We start from the raw sequence: 20433 nt of genomic DNA on the forward strand, positions 1-20433 counted from the left end.
AACACGTCGTTCGTAGGTCTTCTCGCCCGTTCAGATAGGGCGAGTAGTCCTACGAACAGCGTGTTACACGGGCCGGCCGCCCTCAGGCCAGCCCGATCGCCGCCTCCGCCGCGGCCAGGATCGGAGCGGTTGCCTCACGGCAGCGCTCGGCTCCGGCGGCGTACACCTGCGTCACATACGCCCGGTCGGCGGCGAGCTCGCGGTAGCGCTTCTGGATCGGTTCGAGCTCGGCGATGACCGCGTCGGCGACAGCCGACTTCAGAGCGCCGTAGCCGGACAACCCAGCAGGGGAACCGCCGCAGGCCTCGAGGATGTCGATCAGGTTGGTGATCCCCGGCCGATCCTCGTCGCGGGAGACGTCTCCGGCGGAGTCGGTGACAGCACGGGCCACCTTGCGACGTACGACGTCGGCATCGTCCAGCAGGAAGATCGACCCGGGGTGCGCGTCGCCGGCCGACTTCGACATCTTGCGCGTCGGCTCGGCCAGATCCATGATCCGGGCCCCGGCCTCGGGGTGGACGGCCCGAGGGACCGAGAAGACCCGGCCGTATGTCGTGTTGAACCGGATCGCGATGTCCCGGGCGAGCTCGACGTGCTGGCGCTGGTCGTCACCGACGGGCACCTCGGTCGCCCGGTAGAGCAGGATGTCGGCCGCCATCAGCACCGGATAGGTGAACAGCGAGGCGCGCACCGACGCCCCGACGCGTCGCGACTTCTCCTTGAACTGGATCATCCGGCCGAGCTCGCCGGTGTGCGCGACGCACTCGAGCAGGTAGCCGAGCGAGCGATGCGCGGGGACGTGGGACTGGATGAACAACGTGGCCGGTTCGAGCCCGGATGCCATCAGGAGGAGAGCCATCTCCTCCGTCCGCGTACGCAGCACCGACGGTTCGTGCGGCAGCGTCAGTGCGTGCAGGTCGGAGAGGCCGTAGAAGGCGTCCGAGTCGGCCGTCGCGGCCATCTCGACAGGCTCGATACATCGCATCGGCCGCAGCGCGCCGAGCAGGTTGCCGATGGTGAGTCGGCCGGAGGGTGTGATGAGGGAGAGTCGCCTGGTCATGGTGGACCTTTCGGGGTGGTGAGGCCCACGGGTCAGCCGCGATCAACGAGAAAGGCCGCCCGGGGGCGGCCTGATGTGAGTGCTCAACAATCGGGTGGACCGCCTACGAGGCGGACCACCACTGGGTGGAACGAATGCTGAACACCTCTCCAGTGTCGCACACGTCACGGATACCGTGTGGCCCATGACGACTCCGCCGACCACATGGCCGACCTCGTGCCAGGGGCACTCGACGGTCGTGTTCGACGAGAGTCTGGCCGACTACGACTTCGGCCCGAGCCACCCGATGGCGCCGATCCGGGTGGACCTGACGATGCGCCTGGCCGGCGAGCTCGGCGTACTCGACCATCTGAAGGTCGTCGAGGCGCCGATGGGCACCCCGGAGCAGCTGCTCACCATCCACGACGAGAGCTACATCGAGGCGGTCATCAAGGCCGGCATGAGCGGCGAGTCGGACCTCGCCCACGGCCTCGGCACCGAGGACGACCCGGTCTTCGCGCACATCCACGACGCCAGCGCCCACATCGTCGGCGCGAGCATCGAGGCCTGCCGCCAGGTCTACTCCGGCGAGAGCCTGCACAGCGCCAACATCATGGGCGGCCTCCACCACGCGATGCGGGGACGGGCCGCCGGGTTCTGCATCTACAACGACGTCGCCGCCGGCATCCAGTGGCTCCTCGACCAGGGCGTGAAGAAGGTCGCGTACGTCGACGTGGACGTGCACCACGGTGACGGCGTCGAGCGGGCGTTCTGGAACGACCCGCGCGTCCTGACGATCTCCCTCCACGAGACAGGTCAGCTGCTCTTCCCCGGCACGGGCTTTGCCGAGGAGGTCGGCGGCCCCGAGGCCGAGGGGACCGCGGTCAACGTCGCGCTGCCGCCCGGCACCGCCGACCACGGCTGGCTGCGCGCCTTCCATGCCGTCGTGCCCGACCTGATCCGGGAGTTCCAGCCGGAGATCCTGGTGACACAGCAGGGCTGCGACTCGCACACCGACGACCCTCTCGCCGACCTGGCGCTCAGCGTGGACGGCCAGCGGGCGGCGTACGTCGCGCTCCACGAGCTCGCCCACGAGGTGTGCGGCGGCAAGTGGGTGGCGTTCGGCGGCGGCGGTTATGCGGTCGTAGACGTCGTGCCACGCGCATGGACGCACCTTCTTGCGCTAGTGTCGGGGAATCCCTTGGAGCCGACGCTCGACGTGCCAGGTGGCTGGCGTGAGCACGTGCAGACGCGCCTCGGGAGGGTCGCACCGTTGCGCATGACGGACGGGCGTGAACCGGCCTACCGCGACTGGGGGAGCGGATACGACCCCGGCACGTGGCTGGACCGGCAGGTCCACGCGACTCGCACAGCGGTGTTCCCGCTGCACGGGCTCGACCCGATGCCGTAGCCCAGTCAGGTAGTTTCGGGACGGTCTAGAAACCGCGGTTCGTCGCGCCCAAATGCAACTCGACACGCCGGTGGTATGTGAGATTCTCAGGGGTGTCCCCTTCCCCATCAGTCACATCAGGCCCTATTCTCACTTTGGGATCGCGTTTTGGACCGGCGGTGGGGAAGCCGCCGGCGTCGCGATCACTCGAGAGAGAACGGTGGAAGCAGATGGTTACTCCTTCTGGAGACATCTCTGACAGCAAGTTCCTGACCGTTGCCGAGGTTGCGTCGATGATGCGCGTATCCAAGATGACGGTCTACCGGTTGGTTCATTCGGGCGAGCTGCCTGCGGTGCGTGTCGGTCGTTCCTTCCGGGTTCGGGAGGACGACGCGAACGAGTACCTCAAGAGCTCGTTCTACAACGCGGGCTAGTTGTCGGACCCCGCGCCCGGGCACAATGGGCGCGGGGGCAACACCGGTCCCATCGGGTCACCGATTCTCTCTGGGTGCCCTGGCTTCGTTAGTCTTACCCCCTAGGTCTGTTTGCCGCGCGCTGCGGTGAGTGGCCGCGTCGGCACCGGGCCGGCATTCTCTGCAACGATCGTGAAGGGTTCCCCGTGGGTTCTGTCATCAAGAAGCGTCGCAAGCGCATGGCGAAGAAGAAGCACCGCAAGCTGCTCAAGAAGACTCGCGTCCAGCGCCGCAAGCTCGGCAAGTGACGTTCGTGGCGTAGGTGGCGGAACGCACCGGACCTGGCCGAAGCGAAGCCCGAGGCGGGCAGCAAGGTCGGGTCCTCCTGGTCACCGGGGTCTCGCGTGACCTCGGTCGCCGTTTTGCGCGCGCTGCCGCCCGCCACCCGAACGTCGAGCGGGTGATCGGAGTCGATGTCGCACCGCCTCGCGGTGACATCGGCAAGGTCGGATTCGTCCGAGCCGATATCCGCAACCCGGTGATCGCCAAGGTGATCGCCAAGGAGGAGGTCGACACCGTCGTCCACCTCAGCGTCATCGCGACCCCCGGCACCACCGGGGGTCGTTCGACGATGAAGGAGCTCAACGTCATCGGGACGATGCAGCTCCTCGCGGCCTGTCAGACTGCGCCGTCCCTGCGTCAGGTCGTGGTGAAGTCGACGACCCAGGTCTACGGGGCGAGCAGCCGCGACCCGGCGATGTTCACCGAGTCGATGGAGCCGCGGCGCACCCCGTCCTCCGGCTATGCCCGCGACGCGGCCGACGTCGAGTCCTACGTACGCGGCTTCGCCCGCCGTCGCCCGGACATCGCGGTCACAGTGCTGCGCTGTGCCAACGTCCTCGGGCCGAGCGTGGTCAGCCCGATCGCGTCCCACTTCCGGCGCGCGGTCGTGCCCAACGTGCTCGGCTTCGACCCCCGCCTTCAGTTCCTCCACGAGCAGGACCTCTACGGCGTCCTCGAGCATGCTGTACGCACCGGGGTCCCCGGGACGTTCAACGTCGCCGGCGACGGCGTGCTGACCCATTCGCAGGTCGCGCGACGGCTGCAGCGGGTCACGGTGCCGATCCCCGAGCCCGTGTTCGGTCTGGCGAGGTTCGGCGGCGGCGAGTATCCCGCCGAGCTGCGGGCTCTGCTGACCTACGGTCGTGGCGTCGACACCACGCGGATGCGCTCGCTGTTGGGCTTCGAACCCCGATACACGACCGAGGACACGGTCGTAGACTTCGCGGACAGCGTGATGCCGTCCGCGAACCGTGCCGACCGTGCGCTGGCCGCCTTGGAGAGCCGACTGACAGGAGCGCCCGGTGACTGAGTCCCCCGCCCAGGGTTTTCCCGGTGCCACGGCGCGCGAGCGCCACCCGCTGCGGGCGATCCCGGCGGCCGACTGGGCAGCGGCTCTGGAGAGCGCCGCGAAGGAGGTCTTCGGTGCTGAGTGGGAGGAGCAGCTCGCTCGGTTCATCGTGTTCCTGCGCCGCAGGATCTCCGGGGAATATTCCGTCGACGAGTACGGCTTCGACCGCGAGCTCACCCAACGCTTCATGCTGGCCGTGCTGCGGCCGATCAAGGAGAAGTGGTTCCGGGTCGAGGTGCGCGGCATCGAGAACATCCCGACCGACGGCGGCGCCCTGATCGTCTCCAACCACTCCGGCACCATCCCGATGGACGGCCTGATGACGATGGTCTCGATCCACGACGAGCTCGGTCGCAACCTGCGCCCGCTCGGGGCCGACCTGGTCTTCCGGATGCCGATCGTCGGCAACATCGCCCGCAAGGCGGGCGCGACGCTGGCCTGCAGCGAGGATGCCGAGCGGATGCTGCGCAACGGCGAGCTGGTCGGCGTCTGGCCCGAGGGCTTCAAGGGCATCGGCAAGCCCTACAGCGAGCGCTACAAGCTCCAGCGCTTCGGCCGCGGCGGCTTCGTCTCCTCCGCGCTGCGCACCGGTGTCCCGATCGTGCCGCTCTCCGTCGTCGGCGCCGAGGAGATCTACCCGCTGGTCGGCAACATCCCGGCTCTCGCCAAGGTCATCGGCGTGCCCTATCTGCCGATCACGCCGTTCTTCCCGCTCCTCGGGCCGCTGGGTCTCATCCCGCTCCCGTCGAAGTGGCTGATCGAGTTCGGCGAGCCGATCCGCACCGATGCGTACGACGCCTCGGAGGCCGACGACCCGATGCTGGTCTTCAATGTCACCGACCAGGTGCGCGAGACGATCCAGCAGACGCTCTACCGCCTGCTGGGCGAGCGCGCCTCCGTCTTCGGCTGACGCGCCGAGAAGTCACCCCCGCCGGCCGAGAAGTCAGCTGCGCCGGCCGAGAAGTCAGCTGCGCCGGCCGAGAAGTCAGCTGCGCCGGCCGAGACGGCACGTCTGTGCCAACTCGACCGGCGCCAGTGACGCTTCGGCCCGGGTTAGGGGGTGAGGAGACCGGTGGCGCCGGCGAGCACGTCGCCGACCAGACCGGTGACGCCGGTGACCAGACCGGTGACGGGGTCCGTCACGGTGCCGGGGTCGGTGTCCGGGTCCTCGGAGGGATCCCCGTCGGAGGGGGTGGAGGGCGTCGGCAGGATGCTGCCGTCCTCTTCCGGTTCCTCGGAGGGCTTCTCCGCCTCGTCCTTCTCGCCCTTGGGGTCGGTCACCGAGCCGGGACCGATCTTGTCGGGGTCGATGGAGGGCAGATCGAGGGCGTTGTCGTCCTGGTTGAGCGGCGGCAGCGCCTCGGCCTCGACGACGGTGTCGGCCGGAAGCAGCCCGTCGATGTCGGAGGTGAGGCTGGAGACCAGCGTCGCGGGAAGCTCGGTGATGCCACCCTCGCAGGTGGGGCAGAGCTGGGCAGCGGCCTGGTCGATCAGCACGAGGGTCTGCGCGGCGTCGGAGACGGCCGGCTCGGCACGCTCGGGCACCTTCGGGCTCAGCTCGGCCAGCTCCTCGACGCCATCGGCTGCGAACGTACGCAGCTGGGCGAGCGAGTCGTTGTCCTGGGACTGCTCGAAGTCGCTGATCAACAGGTCGGAGCCGTGCGCGGCCTGTCGCGAGAAGGTCTCGAGCGTCGTGGTGACCCGCTCGGAGTCGGTCATCGGCGCGTCGGCGACCAGCGACTTGGCCTCGCGCAGGCGAGTGCCGGCGTCCTCGAGGATCCGGATGCCACGGGCCTGGGTGCTGACGGTGAAGCCGGCGGAGACGTTCTCCACGGCACGCTTGACCGGGTAGAGCGAGTCACCGGGCAGAGCGGTCTGGGACGCGGCCGCGGCACCTGCAGTGCCGCCGACGATCGCCATCGCGGCGAAGGCGACGGCGAGCTTGCGCTGCCGGCGCGGCCTGCGTACGGGACCGACGGTGAGCTTGCGCTCGACCGTCCTCTCGGTGCGCGGCGCGGGCACGAGCTCGGTGGCTGCGGCCTCCATGAGCCGCTCGCGAAGGGAGACGGAGAAGTCGCGACTGGGGACGGCGGAGTCGCTGAGAGTGGAGAGCGACGAAGCGAAGACGGCCAGATCACGAAGCTCGTCGGCAGACTGCGAGGCACGCCGATCCGTCGCGGCAGCAGCCGCGACCATTCGGTCGAACTCGTCGGCACGCTTTCGCGCCGGGAATGCCGGGCTCATCGGGGGGTTCCTACTCGGTATCGGCTGTCAGGGATTCGTCGAAACAGCTGCACACAAGGTGCTGCCATGTCAGACAACGAGTCGCCCCGGCCGCGGGTTACGGCAACCGGTCGAGCATTCAAGGTGGTGCGGAACACAGTCATCAGCGGATCCCGTCGGGCATCTGCTTGGCGAGATTGCGGATCCCGCGCAGCTGGAGCTGTTTCACGGCTCCGTCGCTGCGCCCGAGGATAGCGGCTGTCTCCGCGATTGACAGCCCTTGGAGGAAACGCATGATGATGCAGTCGCGTTGCTCGTCGGGCAGTTTGGAGAGAGCCCCGAGCAGCATCTCGTTGGTGATCCCGGCCATCACGATCTTCTCGGGCCCGTCCGAGGACGAGTCGTGCTGACCCATGTCCTCGGTGGTCATCTCCAGGCGCGTACGTCCCGCCTTGAAGTGGTCCGTGGCCAGGTTGCGCGCGATGGTCATCAGCCAGGCGCCGAAGTCCTTGCCCTGCCAGCGGAAGCCGGTCATCGAGCGGAGCGCGCGGAAGAACGTCTCCGAGGTGAGGTCCTCGGCGACCTGGGTGGAGCGGGTCCGGTAGAAGAGGAACCGGTAGACCGCACCGTGGTAGTGGTCGTAGAGGAGGCCGAAAGCCTCCTTGTCGCCCTTGCGGGCGAGCTCGACGAGCGCGATCAGCCGGGTGCGGTCGGCCTCGCTCTCCTCCGAGGAGGTGGCGAGCTCGGCGTCGTCGTCCGGCTCGTTGTCGGGGTGGGGCTTGGGCTCGTGAGTGCCACCCGAGCCGCCACGCTCGGGCTCGGCGAGCGGACCGGACGCACCGGCGACACCGGCGTAGGCGGGCTCGTAGCCCTCGTTCATCAAGAGCTCGACCGCAGCACGCAGTGCATCCAAGCGACGATGGACGTCATTGGCGCGGCGCGACATGTGGGTCCCTCCCGAAGACTCCCCCTGAGCGAGCCCAACCTTACGGGTTAGGGCATCCCGATGTCAGGTCCCGAGCCGAAGTTGCCTCGGCGTGTGTTGGCAATTTCCTGACAGAGCGGCGAATACCCGCCACTGCATACAGGTCGCCAACAGGGCGATCAGTCCCGCCGTCCGCGGAGCGCGATCGCCACCGCGATCGCCCCTGTGGCCGCCCCGCCCAGCGCCGCGGTGGCCACGCCGGCCCGGGCGGCCTTGCGGCCGGTGCGGTAGTCACGGATCGGCCAACCCTTCACGCGCGCGTGGGCGCGTAGGCGCGCGTCCGGATTGATCGCGCACGGATGTCCGACCAGCGACAGCATCGGCAGATCGTTGTAGGAGTCCGAGTAGGCGGCGCAGCGAGAAAGGTCGAGGTCCTCCCGGGCGGCGATCGCCTTGAGCGCCTCCGCCTTGGCAGGCCCGTGGAGCATCTCGCCGACCAGTTCGCCGGTGTAGACGCCGTCCTCGGTGGCCGCCACGGTCCCGAGCGCGCCGGTGAGCCCGAGCCGCCGGGCGATGACCCGCGCGGCCTCGACGGGCGCCGCGGTCACCAGCCACACCCGTTGTCCTTGGTCGATATGGGTCTGCGCGAGGGCCCTGGTGCCGGGCCAGATCCGGTGGGCCATGCCCTCGTCGAAGATCTCCTCCATCAGGCTCTCGACCTCCTCGGCGCGATGGCCGCGGATGAACGACAGCGCCGACGAGCGCGCCGACTCCATGTGGGCCGGGTCCTCGACCCCGGCCACCCGGAAATAGGCCTGCTTGTACGCGGCCGCGGCGATGTCCCGCGTACGGAAGAACTTGCGCCGGTGCAGGCCGCGGGCGAGATGGAAGATCGTCGCGCCCTGCATGATCGTGTTGTCGACGTCGAAGAAGGCTGCCGCCGTCGGGTCTCCGGCCGTCGGATAGAGCCACGCCTCGATCTCCGCGGCCGCGGCCGATGCCTCGCCGGCGAGAGCCGAGCGGCGTTTGAGGTCTTTTCGCCGAAGCTCGGCACGGCGGCGGTCGCTGGCGCTGCTCATTTCGCCAACAGTAGTGGTCCGGACGCCTTGAGGGGACCCAGGCGCTGAAACAGCGCCTGGTGTCAAGATGGTCGGATGGAACCGCGTGTGACCTTTTACTCCCGTCAGGGCTGCCATCTGTGCGACGAGGCTCGGCTGGTCCTCGAGAAGGTGGTCGGGGACGACTACACCGAGGTCGACATCGACGCCGACGAGGAACTGCGCGAGCGTTTCACGAACGAGGTGCCCGTGACGTACGTCGACGGGAAGCAGCACGACTTCTGGCGTGTCTCCGAGGAGCGGCTGAGGACAGCGCTCGCGCGCTCCCCAGAATAACTGTCGATCGGCCCATTACCCCGAACAGCCCCCCTCTGACAACTCCGCAAACACGTGTGCTAGCCGACGCTCTGCGAGTTTGTTCTCGCGGTCACAAACTCCGTATGGTGGCGGAGCCGCAGGGCGATCCCGGGCTAAAAAGCCCCCGTCTGTGGCGCCGGCATTGAAAGAGCAGAGCGTGACGGCACGGAGTACGAATACGGGCGAGGGCAGCGGTGCCCACGACCCCCACCGGGACATCCCCGAGGCGACTGTCGCCCGGCTTCCGGTCTACCTCCGGGCGCTGACCTCGCTCGCCGAGCGCAACATCGCCTCCTGCTCCTCCGAGGAGCTCGCGACGGCCGCCGGGGTGAACTCGGCCAAGCTGCGCAAGGATCTCTCCTACCTGGGCTCCTACGGCACCCGTGGGGTCGGCTACGACGTCGACTACCTGAGCTACCAGATCGCCCGCGAGATCGGCGTCACCCACGACTGGCCGGTCATCATCGTCGGTATCGGAAACCTGGGTCAGGCGCTCGCCAACTTCTCCGGCTTCAGCAGCCGCGGGTTCCGCACCGTCGCGCTCCTGGACGCAGCCGCGCCGATGCAGGGCCAGACGGTCGCCGGCCTCGAGGTCCGGCCGTTCGCCGACCTCGCCGAGATCGTCGCGGCCGAGCAGGTCTCGATCGGAGTCATCTCGGTGCCGGCGACCGCTGCCCAGGACGTCGCCGACGCGATGGTCGCGGCCGGCATCAGCAGCATTCTCAACTTCGCGCCCGCCGTCCTGAACGTGCCGCCGGGTGTCGACGTACGCAAGGTCGATCTCTCGATCGAGCTGCAGATCCTCGCGTATCACGAGTCGCGCAAGGCTGCAGAAGCTGTCGAGACGGTGGACAATGGTTCCGAGGAAGGGATCACGGCATGAGCGAGCGTCAGCGAGCGAATCACGGACTCAACATGCCGGCTGCTCCATATCCTTGCTTCTCCTCTACGGAGGTGTCGGCATGAGTGTTCTTGTTGTCGGCATCTCACATAACTCTGCGCCGGTCTCGCTGCTCGAGGCGGCGTCGGTGGACACGGACGGCCTGCAGAAGCTCCTCACCGACGTGGCTGGTTGTGAACACGTCAGCGAGGCAGCGGTCATCGCGACCTGCAACCGTCTCGAGATCTACACCGAGGTCGAGCGGTTCCACGGCTCCGTCGAGGAGCTCTCCCGCCGCATCATCGAGGGCGCCGGGCAGACGCTCGAGACGATGCTGCCGCACCTCTACGTCCACTACGACGACGGTGCCGTCTCCCATCTGTTCAAGGTGGCTGCCGGGCTCGACTCGATGGCCGTCGGCGAGGGCCAGATCCTCGGGCAGGCCCGCGCGGCCCTGCAGCTCGGCCAGGAGATGGGCACGGTCGGGCCGGCGCTCAACAGTCTGTTCCAGCAGGCGCTGCGGGTCGGCAAGCGCTCGCGCGCGGAGACCGACATCGACCAGGCCGCCCCGTCGCTGGTCACCGCGTCGCTGGACCGCGCCGCGCGCGCCGTGGGTGACGTACGCGGCAAACGGGTCGCCGTCGTCGGCGCCGGTGCGATGGCCGGGCTGGCCACCGCGACCGTCTCCCGGCTGGGGGCCGCCGACGTGGTCGTGGTCAACCGCACCACGGCCAACGCAGAGCGCCTCGCCAAGGAGTACTCCGCGCGTTCGGCCTCGCTCGACACGCTGGCCGACGAGATCGCGGCCGCCGACGTCGTGATCACCTGCGCGGGAGCCAACGGGCTGCTCGTCCCGGCGGACATGGTCGGTGACCGCAGCAGCCGCCCGATCGCGCTGATCGACCTGGCCCTGCCCCACGACATCGACCCCGCTGCGGGGTCGCTCCCGGGGGCCACCCTGATCGACCTGGCCGCCCTCGCCGACGAGCTGCACGCCTCGCCCGCCGGCAAGGAGGTGCTCGCGGTCCGCGACATCGTCACCCAAGAGGTCGCGGCGTTCCTGAGCGCTCGTCGCCAGTCCGCGGTGACCCCGACGGTGGTCGCGCTGCGGAGCATGGCCACCGGTGTCGTCGCCGCCGAGATGGAGCGCCTCGACAACAAGCTGCCCGGCCTCGACGAGGTGACTCGTGCCGAGGTCCTCCGGACCGTACGCCGCGTGGCCGACAAGCTGCTTCACGAACCGACCGTCCGGGTCAAGGAGCTCGCCAACGAGACCGGCGCGGTGTCATACGCCGCTGCGCTCGCCGAGCTCTTCGCGCTCGACCCCGAGGCCGTCTCCGCGGTGACCCGGGCCGACGTCCCAGGAGACCACTCATGAGAACTCTTCGTCTCGGCACCCGCCGTTCCCAGCTCGCCGTCACCCAGTCGACCCTCGTCGCGGAGATGCTCCGCGCCCAGGGCCACATCGTCGAGCTGGTCGAGATCGTCTCCGACGGCGATCGCACCCAGGCGGCGAACACCCCGCTGACCAGCGCGAACTCGACGGGTGTCTTCGTCAGTGCGCTGCGCGACGCGCTCCACGCCAAGGAGATCGACCTCGCGGTCCACTCGCTCAAGGACCTGCCGACCTACCCCGAGGAAGGCGTCGAGCTGGTCGCGATCCTGCCGCGCGAGGACCCGCGCGACGTGATCGTCGCCCGCGACGGCCTGACCCTCGGTGAGCTCCCGCCGGGCTCGCGGGTGGGCACCGGCTCGCCGCGACGCGTCGCCCAGATCAAGGCCCTCGGCCTCGGCCTGGAGCTGGCCGGCATCCGCGGCAACGTGGACACCCGTATCGGCAAGGTCCGCTCGGGCGAGTTCGACGCTGTCGTGCTCGCGCGCGCCGGCCTGGCCCGCATCGACCGGCTCGACGAGATCACCGAGGTCCTCGACCCGATCCAGGTGCTGCCCGCTCCTGGTCAGGGGGCCCTGGCGGTCGAGTGTCGCGCAGGCGACGCCGATGCCGACGTACGCAAGATCCTGACTTCCCTCGACGATTCGCCCACCCGAGCGGCTGTCGAGGCAGAACGCGCGGTGCTCGCCACCCTCGAAGGTGGCTGCGCCGCGCCCATCGGGACCCTCGCCGACGTGGTTGAGGGTGAGGAAGGACCAGAGCTGTGGGTGCGGGCAGTCGCGCTCTCACTCGATGGCTCGCTCTCGATCCGACTCTCCGCATCCGGGCCGCTCGACGACGCCGCAGGCGTCGGACGCCGGCTCGCCGAGGAGATGCTCGCCGAGGGTGCAGCAGACCTGACCGACGACCCCACCACTGACCCCGGCCAGGCTGTCATGGACACGGGCGGTTCCCCCCAGACCGCTCCCGAGCAGGACAAGGTGCACAACGCATGACCCGAGCAAAGACCACCGAGCAGACGGCCGAGCACAGCTCGGCCACCCCACTGGGCTGGGTGTCCTTCGTCGGCAGCGGTCCTGGTGACCCTGAACTGCTGACGGTACGGGCGATCGACCTGTTGAAGCAGGCCGATGTCGTCGTGACCGAGGCCCCCGAGCACGCTTCGATGGTGCGCGGCGTTCTCGGCATCCCCGAGCCCGTCGAGCCGGCCGAGGGTGACACTGCGCCCAAGGAGGGCCCGGAACCGATCGGACCCGAGTTCATCGACGGCGGGTTCGGCGTCGACGGCCAGCCTCTGGCCAACGCCGCACGTGCCAAGGCCGTCGTCAAGCAGGCGAAGCTGGGCAAGCGCGTCGTGCGCCTGATGACCGGCGACCCCTTCCTCTACGCCTCCGGACCCGAGGAGGCGCAGTCCTGCGCCAAGGCGGGCATCGGCTTCGAGATCGTCCCCGGCGTCTCGTCGGTGTCGGCTGTTCCGGCCTACGCCGGCATCCCGCTGACGACCAAGGACCACCAAGAGGTCGCGGTCGTCACCTGCAACGAGAAGATCGACTGGAGCCAGTACGCCGACAACCGCACCCTGGTTCTCCTCTCCGGCGTCGGCATGATCGGCGACATCGCCAAGGAGCTCATCGCCGCGGGCCGCTCGGCCAAGACCCCGGTCGCGATCACCCGCGTCGGCACCACGACCGAGCAGTCGACGGTAGAGTCGACGCTGGAGAACATCGCCGTCGACGCTCGTGCCGCACGGATGGCGCCGCCGGCGATCGTGGTGATCGGCAAGGTGGTCAACTTGCGGGAGACGCTCTCGTGGTTCGAGACGAAGCCGCTGTTCGGCTGGCGCGTGCTGGTGCCCCGCACCAAGGAGCAGGCGCCCGCGCTGTCGCTGAAGCTGAAGGGCTTCGGTGCCGTGCCCGAAGAGGTGCCGACGATCTCCGTCGAGCCCCCGCGCAACCCGCAGCAGATGGACAAGGCCGTACGCGGCCTGGTCGAGGGCCGCTACAACTGGATCGCCTTCACCTCGATCAACGCGGTGCGCGCCGTACGCGAGAAGTTCGACGAGTACGGTCTGGACTGCCGCGCCTTCTCCGGTCTGAAGATCGCCGCCGTCGGCGAGAAGACCGGGCAGGCGCTCGAGGCCTGGGGCCTGCGCCCCGACCTGGTGCCGAACACCGACAACCAGTCGGCCGCCGGCCTGCTCGAGGTGTGGCCGGAGTACGACGCGGACCTCGACCCGATCAATCGGGTCTTCCTCCCGCGTGCCGACATCGCCACCGAGAACCTCATCGCCGGCCTGGTCGACCTCGGCTGGGAGTGCGACGACGTCACCGCCTACCGCACCGTCCGGGCGGCCCCGCCGCCCGCGCCGACCCGCGACGCGATCAAGACGGGCAAGTTCGACGCGGTGGTCTTCACCTCCTCGTCCACGGTCCGCAACCTGGTCGGCATCGCGGGCAAGCCGCACACCTCCACGGTGATCGCGGCGATCGGTCCGGCCACCGCCAAGACCGCCGAGGAGCACGGCCTGCGGGTCGACGTGATGTCGCCCGAGCCGTCGATCGAGGCGCTCACCGAGGCGCTCGCCGCCTTCGGTGCCGCGCGTCGCGCCTCGCTGGTCGAGCAGGGCCTGCCGGTCACCAAGCCGTCCGACCGGCGCCCCGCTTCGCGCCGCCGTTCGCGCACGTCCTGAACCGATCGTTCGACCGCAACAGCCGCGTGCTCCCGAGTGTGGGTGCACGCGGCTGTTGCATTAACGTGGAACGTACCCTTTTGCGATGGAGTGTCGATGAGCATCGAGAAGCCCGTGATCCGTCCCCGCCGGCTGCGCCGCACGCCGATCATGCGCCGGATGGTCGCGGAGACGGCCGTACGTCCCGCCAACCTGGTCCTGCCCGCGTTCGTGCGCGAGGGGATCGACGAGCCGGTCCCGATCTCGACGATGCCCGGGGTGGTCCAGCACAGTCGGGAGTCGCTGCGGAAGGCTGCCGCCGAGGCGGCCTCCGCCGGCATCGGCGGCATCATGCTCTTCGGCGTCCCGGAGACGAAGGATGCCGTGGGATCGGGCGCGCTGGACCCCGAGGGCATCCTCAATGTGGCCATCGCTGACGTCGTCTCCGAGGTCGGCGACGCGCTCACCGTGATGAGCGACCTGTGCCTGGACGAGTTCACCGACCACGGCCACTGCGGCGTTCTCGCCGAGGACGGCTCTGTCGACAACGACGCCACCCTCGAGATCTACGCCCAGATGGCGCTCGCCCACGCCGAGGCCGGGGTCCACGTGGTCGGTCCTTCGGGGATGATGGACGGCCAGGTCGCGGTGATCCGCGATGCTCTCGACGGCGCGGGCCACACCGACATCTCGATCCTCGCCTACTCCGCGAAGTACGCCTCCGCCTTCTACGGGCCGTTCCGCGAGGCGGTCGACTCCTCCCTGAAGGGTGATCGGCGCACCTACCAGCAGGATCCGGCCAACGCGCTGGAGGGCGTCCGCGAGGCGCTTCTTGACGTCGCCGAGGGTGCCGATATCGTGATGGTCAAGCCCGGGCTCCCGTATCTCGACGTCCTGCAGCGAGTGCGTGAGTCTGTCGATGTTCCGGTGGCTGCCTACAACATCTCAGGGGAGTACTCGATGTTGGAAGCCGCCGCCGCGAACGGCTGGATCGACCGCGAACCGGCGATCCTGGAGACACTCACCGCCTTCAAGAGGGCGGGTGCGGACGTCATTCTGACCTACTGGGCCACCGAAGCAGCTGGCTGGCTGCGAGGCTGACGTTCTCGCTTGATCAGCCGAGCACCTCTGTGACGTGGAACATATCCTGAGAGTAGACTCGAGCCTGTGACCAATCGAGAGTTGGGCAGCACGAAGCGCACCGGTCGGCCGCGCAACAGTGGACGGAATTCGGCGAACCCGCGGGAAGAGATTCTCAAAGAGGCGTCCCGCCTCTTCACCGCTCAAGGGGTCGCGGCGACGACGATCAGCCAGATCGCCGAGTGCGTCGGACTGCGCCAGTCCTCGATGTACTACTACTACAAATCCAAGGAGGAGATCCTCTCCGCCTTGATGGAGAAGAACCGCGAGTCGCTCACGCTCGCGGAGAGGCTTCTCGAGGAGGCCGGCCCGGCTGCTCCGCGGCTCTACGCCTTCCTCTACACCGACGTCCGCCAGCTGTGCACCGCGCCGCTCGACTTCTACGAGCTGGAGGTGGCCGCCCTGGCGCAGCCGCAGGTCTTCGCGGGCTTCGAGGAGGACGGCGACAAGCTGCGTGACGCGGCCGCCCAGCTCCTCGAGATGGGCGTCGCCAGCGGTGAGCTGCGTCAGACCGACCCCGCCGCCACCGCGCTGATGCTGCTCTCGCTCAACGAAGGCGCCCAGCACCGGCTCTGGCACGGTCGGCGCGACGACGAGAAGGCCCCGGCGAGCTCCGACGCGCTGGCCGAGTCGGTCGCCGACTACCACCTCAGCTCCCTGCTCGCCGACGCATCCTCCCTGGATGCGGTCCGCGAGCTCGGCCGAGCCTTCGTCACCGAGTACGAGGACGACGAGCCCGCCGCCTGAGGCCGTCGCGTATCCGTCGTGGCCGCGTGCGTGGCTGTAACACGTCGTTCGTAGGACTACTCGCCCTATCAGAACGACCGGATAGTCCTATGAACGACGTGTTACATGCGTGGCTGACCGCCGATCACCACTCCAGACATACGTAGGGCCCCGCCGTCCGGCGGGGCCCTACGTATGTCGGATCAGTTGCCGGTGAGGGCACCGAACAGGCCGCCGAGGATGCCTTTGAGGATCAGGGTGAGAACGTTACTGACGGTTGCGTTGACCTGCTCGAGCGTCTTGTTGGCCATGGCGTTCACGCACTGGGTCAAGGCCTGGCCCGACTGGTTCGCACTCAGGAGCGGGTACTTCGCCAGCTCGCGCTGGCACGCGGTGAGAATCTGGGAGGGCGTGGCGACGACCGTCTCGACCGTGTTCTTGAGCGGCTCGGTCACCGTCTCCGTAGGCCCTCCGGTGCTGCCGCCGTTGTCGCCGCCGCCGGTGCCACCACCGGTGCTCCCGCCGGGAGTCTCACCGGAAGGGGCCTCGCTGGAGGGGCCGGAGGGAGACTGCGAGGAACCGCCGCGCGGGCCGGCCTGCTGGCCGCCTGCGCGGAACTCGCGGTCCTTCTGCTTCGAAGGCTTGGGAGCCTCCATCCGCGGGATCGCGTAGTCGACCGGGACCGTGCTGTTCGGGATCGAGGTGAAGTCACCGGAGCGGTAGGCCTCGGCGACACCGAGCACGGTCGTGACGTACGACTGGCTGTGGTTGTAGCGGAAGACCGCTGCTCGCGCGCCCTGGTCGGTGGAGAGGTCGTCGTTGCCGGAGCAGAGGTAGACGGCGGAGGCGAGGGCGGCGTCGTTGATGTCCTGGGGGTTGCGCTTGCCGTCGCCGTCGGCGTCCACACCGACCATCGCCCAGGTGGAGGGGATGAACTGCATCGGGCCGACCGCGCGGTCGTAGCTGGTGTCGCCGTCGTACTGTCCACCGTCGGTGTCGGTGATCTGGGAGACGTTGCCCTTGCCGTTGAGGGGCAACCCGTAGATGCCGGGCGTGGAGACGCCCTCGGCGCTGAGGCGGTTGTCGTTGGCGCGACCGTGGTTGGACTCGACCCGCCCGATCGCGGCGATCAGCGGCCAGTCGATCTTGCAGGCGGCGTCCGCGGCGTTGATGACGGTGGCCGCACGCTGATAGGCGGCGAGCGCGGCGGACGGGATCCCGGCGGCACTGGCCGTCCCGGGCAGCGACTTGTCGCCCTCGTTGGTCGAGGCCGACACGCTGGCCGGCGCCTCGATCGCCTCGGTCGGGACCGATGTCCCGTCGGGCAGGCTGAACGCGTCGTCGTATCTGGTCCCTGATGCGGTGGCACTCGACTGCGTCAGACCGGTGACGTTGACCGTCCAGGCCGCGCTCAGCAGCGCGAGCGGAACGAGCGCGGTCGCCTTCTGAAGGCGGCTGTAGCGCGAAGCGGACATCGAATCTCCCCTGGTGATCACCGCACTGAAATCGTACGGAGGTCGTGCTCCCTCATGCAACGTTCAAACGAACCGTCTCACGTCAAAGTTACGCGCGTCACGTTTTACCGGAACATTGCGTTCCACTAAACGAGACGCCGATGAGACGTACGAAGTTGCACCTCGTGATGCCGAACTCCGCTCCGAATTGTTGTGGTCCCAGTATGTGGGTCATGTGACCAGGACGATTGACCGAGCGAGTGAAAAAGGTAATCCTCATCACACGGCGGGCCACGGGAGGCCGGCTGGAACTCCTCGAGAGGATCCGATCGATGCGCCACAAGCATTCAACCACGATGTGTGTCCGCCTGCTCGTCGCCTCAGTCGTCGCCACCGGACTCTTGTTCGGGCCCTCGCCCGGACCGGCCATGAACAGTGCGAGTGCCGCGCCCGAGTCGCCGTACCTCGTCGGCCGTGGGATCGCCGACGTCACCGGCGAGCCGGGGGAGAACGGCATGATGGGGTACGCCGACCTCGCGCAGAGCACCACCGGCATCCACATGCGTCAGCGCGCCCGCGCCTTCGTGATCGCCGACGCGGCGAGCGGTGAGCGTGTGGTCCACGTCGTGGCCGACATCGGGATGATCTTCCAGGGGCTGCGTGACGCCGTACTCATGAAACTGCAGCAGCGGTACGGGGACCTCTACTCCGAGCGCAACGTCATGCTCACCGCGACCCACACCCACGCCGGGCCAGGTGGGTTCTCGCACCACAACCTCTACAACCTCACGACGCTCGGCTATCACGAGAAGACCTTCCGGGCGGTCGTCGACGGCATCGTCGCCGCGATCGGCCGCGCCGACGCCGACCTCGCGCCCGCCGACCTCAGCCTGTCGACCAGCCAGCTCACCAACGCCAACGTCAACCGCTCCAAGCAGGCGTTCGACCGCAACGCGGAGGCCGACAGGGCGTACTTCCCAAACGGCACCGACACCCGCAGCACCACTCTTCAGGTGCGCCGCAAGGCCCCGGACGGGTCGACCAGGCTCGACGGGATCATCAACTGGTTCCCCGTCCACGCCACGAGCATGTCGACCGACAACACGCTGATCAGTCCCGACAACAAGGGCTACGCGGAGTACGTCTGGGAGCGGCAGGTGCGCGGCGTCGACTACATCGAGGACACCGCCCCCGACTTCGTGGCGTCGTTCGCGCAGTCCAACGCCGGCGACATGTCGCCCAACCTCAACCTGCAGCCGACCGACGGCCCGACCAAGGACGAGTTCGAGAACACCCGCATCATCGGCACCCGGATGGTCGACGCGGCCCGCGACGGACTCGACTCCGACAAACGGTCGCTCAGCGGCGGCGTCGACTCGCGCATCGTGTACGTCGACCTCAGCAAGGTCGACGTACGGCCGGAGTTCACCCCCGACGGCAAGCCGCACCGCACGTGCTCGGCGGCACTCGGGGCCTCCTTCGCGGCCGGCAGCACCGAGGACGGCGGTGGCGGGCTGCCGATCTTCAAGGAGGGCAAGGACGGCGGCAACCCCCTGGTCGGGCTGATCTCCGGAGCGCTCTACACCGGGTCGCCCGAGCTCAAGGCCTGCCAGTCGCCGAAGGAGGTGCTGCTGCCCGTCGGCGACCTCGACCTGGTGCAGCAGAAGCTCCCCGTGCAGCTGATGAGGATCGGCGACTTCTACCTGGTCGGGATCCCGGCCGAGGTCACCGTGGTGTCGGGTCTGCGGATCCGGCAGGCGGTGGCCGAGGCAGTCGGCACCGATCTCGAGAACGTCCTGGTCCAGGGCTACGCCAACGCCTACGGGCACTACCTGACGACACCCGAGGAGTACGACTCCAAGGAGTACGAGGGCGCGAGCACCCTGTTCGGTCGCTATGAGCTGCCGGCGTTCATGCAGGTGGCCTCCGACCTCGGTACGGCGATGCGCGCCGGCGTCGATCTACCGCAGGGGGAGAAGGAGGCCGACCGCAGCGCCTGGCAGCTGCCCTCGCCCAGTGGCGCCGTGCTCGTCGATGCGCCGCAGATCGGCCGCAGGTTCGGCGACGTGCTGACCGCGCCGGGCTCGATCTACCGCCCCGGCCAGCAGGTCAGGGTGGTCTTCGCCGGTGCGCACCCCAACAACAACCTCCATCTCGGTGGCAGCTACCTCGCCGTCGAGCGCAAGGTCGGTACGACGTGGCAGCGGGTCGCCGACGACGGCGACTGGTCGACGAAGTTCCGCTGGGCCCGCGACGGCATCGCCGCCTCCAAGGTGACGATCACGTGGGACATCCCGCCCGGGACGCCACCAGGCAGCTACCGGATCCGCTACTTCGGCGATGCGCGGAACCTGCTCGGGACGGTCTCGTCGTTCACCGGCACCTCGCCCGCCTTCGGGGTCAGCTCGTGAGCCGGGTCGCGGGTCGGGTCGCGGGTGTCGCTCTGCTGGCGGCGTCGGGGCTCGCGCTCCCGGTGACCGCCACCGCCGCGCCCGAAGCGGCGGCTGCCACGCCCCGAGTGCGAGTTCTCACGCACAACGTGCAGATGCTGCCGGCGATCATCGGCGGCAAGGCCAACGGCACCCGGGCCGAGCTGATCGCGAAGGCCGACTACGTGAAGGGCTACGACGTGGTGGTCTTCGACGAGGCCTTCGACAACGGACCCTCGGAGACCCTCAAGAGCCGGCTCGCAGCGCAGTATCCCCACCAGACGCCGGTGCTCGGGCGCTCGAGGTCGGGCTGGGACGAGACCCTCGGCGCCTACTCCTGGCTGACCCCCGAGGACGGCGGCGTGACGATCCTGAGCAAGTGGCCGATCACCCACAAGATCCAGTACGTCTACAGCGGGGGCTGCGGCGCCGACGCGCTGTCCAACAAGGGCTTCGTCTACGCGCAGCTCGATGTCGACGGCACCCCGGTTCATGTCGTCGGCACCCACGTCCAGGCGGAGGACCCGCTCTGCTTCGGAGGCGGGGCCGCCGTACGCGCCGAGCAGTTCGCGGAGATCGACGAGTTCCTGGACGGCCTGGCGATCCCGGCCGACGAACAGGTCATCGTGGCCGGCGACCTCAACGTCGACAAGGCCGCACCTGAGTACGCCGACATGCTCGCGGCCTCCGGCACCGTCGCCCCGACGGCGTACGCCGGGCATCCGTTCAGCTGGGACCCGACGACGAACCCGCTCGCCACGGGCGGGCAGGAGCACCTCGACTACGTGCTGCACCGCCGCGGCCACGTACGCCCGCGGGTGTGGACCAACACGGTGCTCACGCCCACGTCGCAGCCCTGGGAACACGCCGGGACGACCTATACCGACTACTCCGACCACTATCCCGTCGCCGGCGGCTGAGGAGCTC

Annotated in this window: 19 protein-coding genes; 14 read left to right on the top strand and 5 right to left on the bottom strand. The window is 68.8% G+C overall.

What is annotated here, in order from left to right; genetic code table 11:
- Window positions 1–82: 82 nt before the first annotated feature.
- On the bottom strand, window positions 83–1060 hold the full coding sequence (gene trpS / locus ACFWQC_RS15750; RefSeq protein WP_378679549.1) for a tryptophan--tRNA ligase: 978 nt from the start codon (window positions 1058–1060) through the stop codon (window positions 83–85).
- 184 nt (window positions 1061–1244) lie between these two features.
- Here trpS and ACFWQC_RS15755 point away from each other — a divergent pair, with 184 nt between their 5' ends.
- The 5 genes from ACFWQC_RS15755 to ACFWQC_RS15775 all read left to right on the top strand — a co-directional run bounded on the left by ACFWQC_RS15755 (window position 1245) and on the right by ACFWQC_RS15775 (window position 5163).
- Entirely contained in the window at window positions 1245–2450 is a 1206-nt protein-coding gene (locus ACFWQC_RS15755) for an acetoin utilization protein AcuC (protein ID WP_378679552.1), read from the top strand.
- Between the two features lie 209 nt (window positions 2451–2659).
- Window positions 2660–2863: a helix-turn-helix domain-containing protein gene (locus ACFWQC_RS15760; RefSeq protein ID WP_008356311.1), complete on the top strand. Its 204-nt coding sequence runs from the start codon at window positions 2660–2662 to the stop codon at window positions 2861–2863.
- A gap of 185 nt (window positions 2864–3048) precedes the next feature.
- Window positions 3049–3150, top strand: a complete 102-nt coding sequence (locus tag ACFWQC_RS15765; RefSeq protein WP_008356322.1) for a 30S ribosomal protein bS22 — start codon at window positions 3049–3051, stop codon at window positions 3148–3150.
- Between the two features lie 14 nt (window positions 3151–3164).
- The gene (locus ACFWQC_RS15770) at window positions 3165–4214 is read left to right on the top strand and encodes an NAD-dependent epimerase/dehydratase family protein (RefSeq protein ID WP_378679559.1); all 1050 of its coding nucleotides are present in this window, start codon (window positions 3165–3167) and stop codon (window positions 4212–4214) included.
- Window positions 4207–5163: a lysophospholipid acyltransferase family protein gene (locus tag ACFWQC_RS15775; protein ID WP_378679562.1), complete on the top strand. Its 957-nt coding sequence runs from the start codon at window positions 4207–4209 to the stop codon at window positions 5161–5163. Before ACFWQC_RS15770 ends, ACFWQC_RS15775 begins: the two co-directional genes overlap by 8 nt.
- 143 nt (window positions 5164–5306) lie before the next feature.
- Here the strand turns inward: ACFWQC_RS15775 and ACFWQC_RS15780 are convergent, their stop codons facing one another.
- From ACFWQC_RS15780 to ACFWQC_RS15790, 3 genes are all read right to left on the bottom strand, one after another.
- Window positions 5307–6497, bottom strand: coding sequence for a DUF5667 domain-containing protein (locus tag ACFWQC_RS15780; RefSeq protein WP_378679565.1), 1191 nt, complete (start codon window positions 6495–6497; stop codon window positions 5307–5309).
- 142 nt (window positions 6498–6639) lie between these two features.
- The gene (locus tag ACFWQC_RS15785) at window positions 6640–7389 is read right to left on the bottom strand and encodes a sigma-70 family RNA polymerase sigma factor (protein WP_378679568.1); all 750 of its coding nucleotides are present in this window, start codon (window positions 7387–7389) and stop codon (window positions 6640–6642) included.
- Window positions 7390–7580: 191 nt separating this feature from the next.
- Complete coding sequence (locus ACFWQC_RS15790; RefSeq protein ID WP_378679571.1) at window positions 7581–8480, bottom strand: HAD family hydrolase; 900 nt, start codon at window positions 8478–8480, stop codon at window positions 7581–7583.
- Between the two features lie 75 nt (window positions 8481–8555).
- On the opposite strand from ACFWQC_RS15790, the gene ACFWQC_RS15795 reads away from it, so the two are divergent.
- From ACFWQC_RS15795 to ACFWQC_RS15825, 7 genes are all read left to right on the top strand, one after another.
- Window positions 8556–8795: a glutaredoxin family protein gene (locus ACFWQC_RS15795; protein ID WP_350665887.1), complete on the top strand. Its 240-nt coding sequence runs from the start codon at window positions 8556–8558 to the stop codon at window positions 8793–8795.
- 178 nt (window positions 8796–8973) lie between these two features.
- Window positions 8974–9699 carry a redox-sensing transcriptional repressor Rex gene (locus ACFWQC_RS15800; protein ID WP_378679575.1) on the top strand — a complete coding sequence of 242 codons (726 nt, stop codon included), beginning with the start codon at window positions 8974–8976 and terminating at the stop codon, window positions 9697–9699.
- Window positions 9700–9778: 79 nt separating this feature from the next.
- Window positions 9779–11074, top strand: coding sequence for a glutamyl-tRNA reductase (locus tag ACFWQC_RS15805; protein ID WP_378679578.1), 1296 nt, complete (start codon window positions 9779–9781; stop codon window positions 11072–11074).
- On the top strand, window positions 11071–12084 hold the full coding sequence (hemC, locus tag ACFWQC_RS15810) for a hydroxymethylbilane synthase (RefSeq protein WP_378679581.1): 1014 nt from the start codon (window positions 11071–11073) through the stop codon (window positions 12082–12084). Before ACFWQC_RS15805 ends, hemC begins: the two co-directional genes overlap by 4 nt.
- The gene (locus tag ACFWQC_RS15815) at window positions 12081–13778 is read left to right on the top strand and encodes a uroporphyrinogen-III synthase (protein WP_378679584.1); all 1698 of its coding nucleotides are present in this window, start codon (window positions 12081–12083) and stop codon (window positions 13776–13778) included. Before hemC ends, ACFWQC_RS15815 begins: the two co-directional genes overlap by 4 nt.
- Window positions 13779–13874: 96 nt before the next feature.
- A complete protein-coding gene (hemB, locus tag ACFWQC_RS15820; RefSeq protein WP_378679587.1) occupies window positions 13875–14858 on the top strand; it encodes a porphobilinogen synthase in 984 nt (327 codons plus the stop codon).
- A gap of 66 nt (window positions 14859–14924) precedes the next feature.
- The gene (locus tag ACFWQC_RS15825; protein ID WP_378679590.1) at window positions 14925–15644 is read left to right on the top strand and encodes a TetR/AcrR family transcriptional regulator; all 720 of its coding nucleotides are present in this window, start codon (window positions 14925–14927) and stop codon (window positions 15642–15644) included.
- A 182-nt stretch (window positions 15645–15826) separates the two neighbouring features.
- On the opposite strand, the gene ACFWQC_RS15830 is transcribed toward ACFWQC_RS15825, so the two are convergent.
- Window positions 15827–17098 carry a lytic transglycosylase domain-containing protein gene (locus ACFWQC_RS15830; protein ID WP_378679592.1) on the bottom strand — a complete coding sequence of 424 codons (1272 nt, stop codon included), beginning with the start codon at window positions 17096–17098 and terminating at the stop codon, window positions 15827–15829.
- A 407-nt stretch (window positions 17099–17505) separates the two neighbouring features.
- On the opposite strand from ACFWQC_RS15830, the gene ACFWQC_RS15835 reads away from it, so the two are divergent.
- Both ACFWQC_RS15835 and sph read left to right on the top strand, forming a co-directional pair.
- The gene (locus ACFWQC_RS15835) at window positions 17506–19488 is read left to right on the top strand and encodes a neutral/alkaline ceramidase (RefSeq protein WP_378679595.1); all 1983 of its coding nucleotides are present in this window, start codon (window positions 17506–17508) and stop codon (window positions 19486–19488) included.
- Complete coding sequence (sph, locus tag ACFWQC_RS15840; RefSeq protein ID WP_378679598.1) at window positions 19485–20426, top strand: sphingomyelin phosphodiesterase; 942 nt, start codon at window positions 19485–19487, stop codon at window positions 20424–20426. Before ACFWQC_RS15835 ends, sph begins: the two co-directional genes overlap by 4 nt.
- The last annotated feature ends 7 nt before the right edge of the window (window positions 20427–20433 follow it).

The organism is Nocardioides sp. NPDC058538, assembly GCF_042719275.1.
GTDB lineage: Bacteria > Actinomycetota > Actinomycetes > Propionibacteriales > Nocardioidaceae > Nocardioides.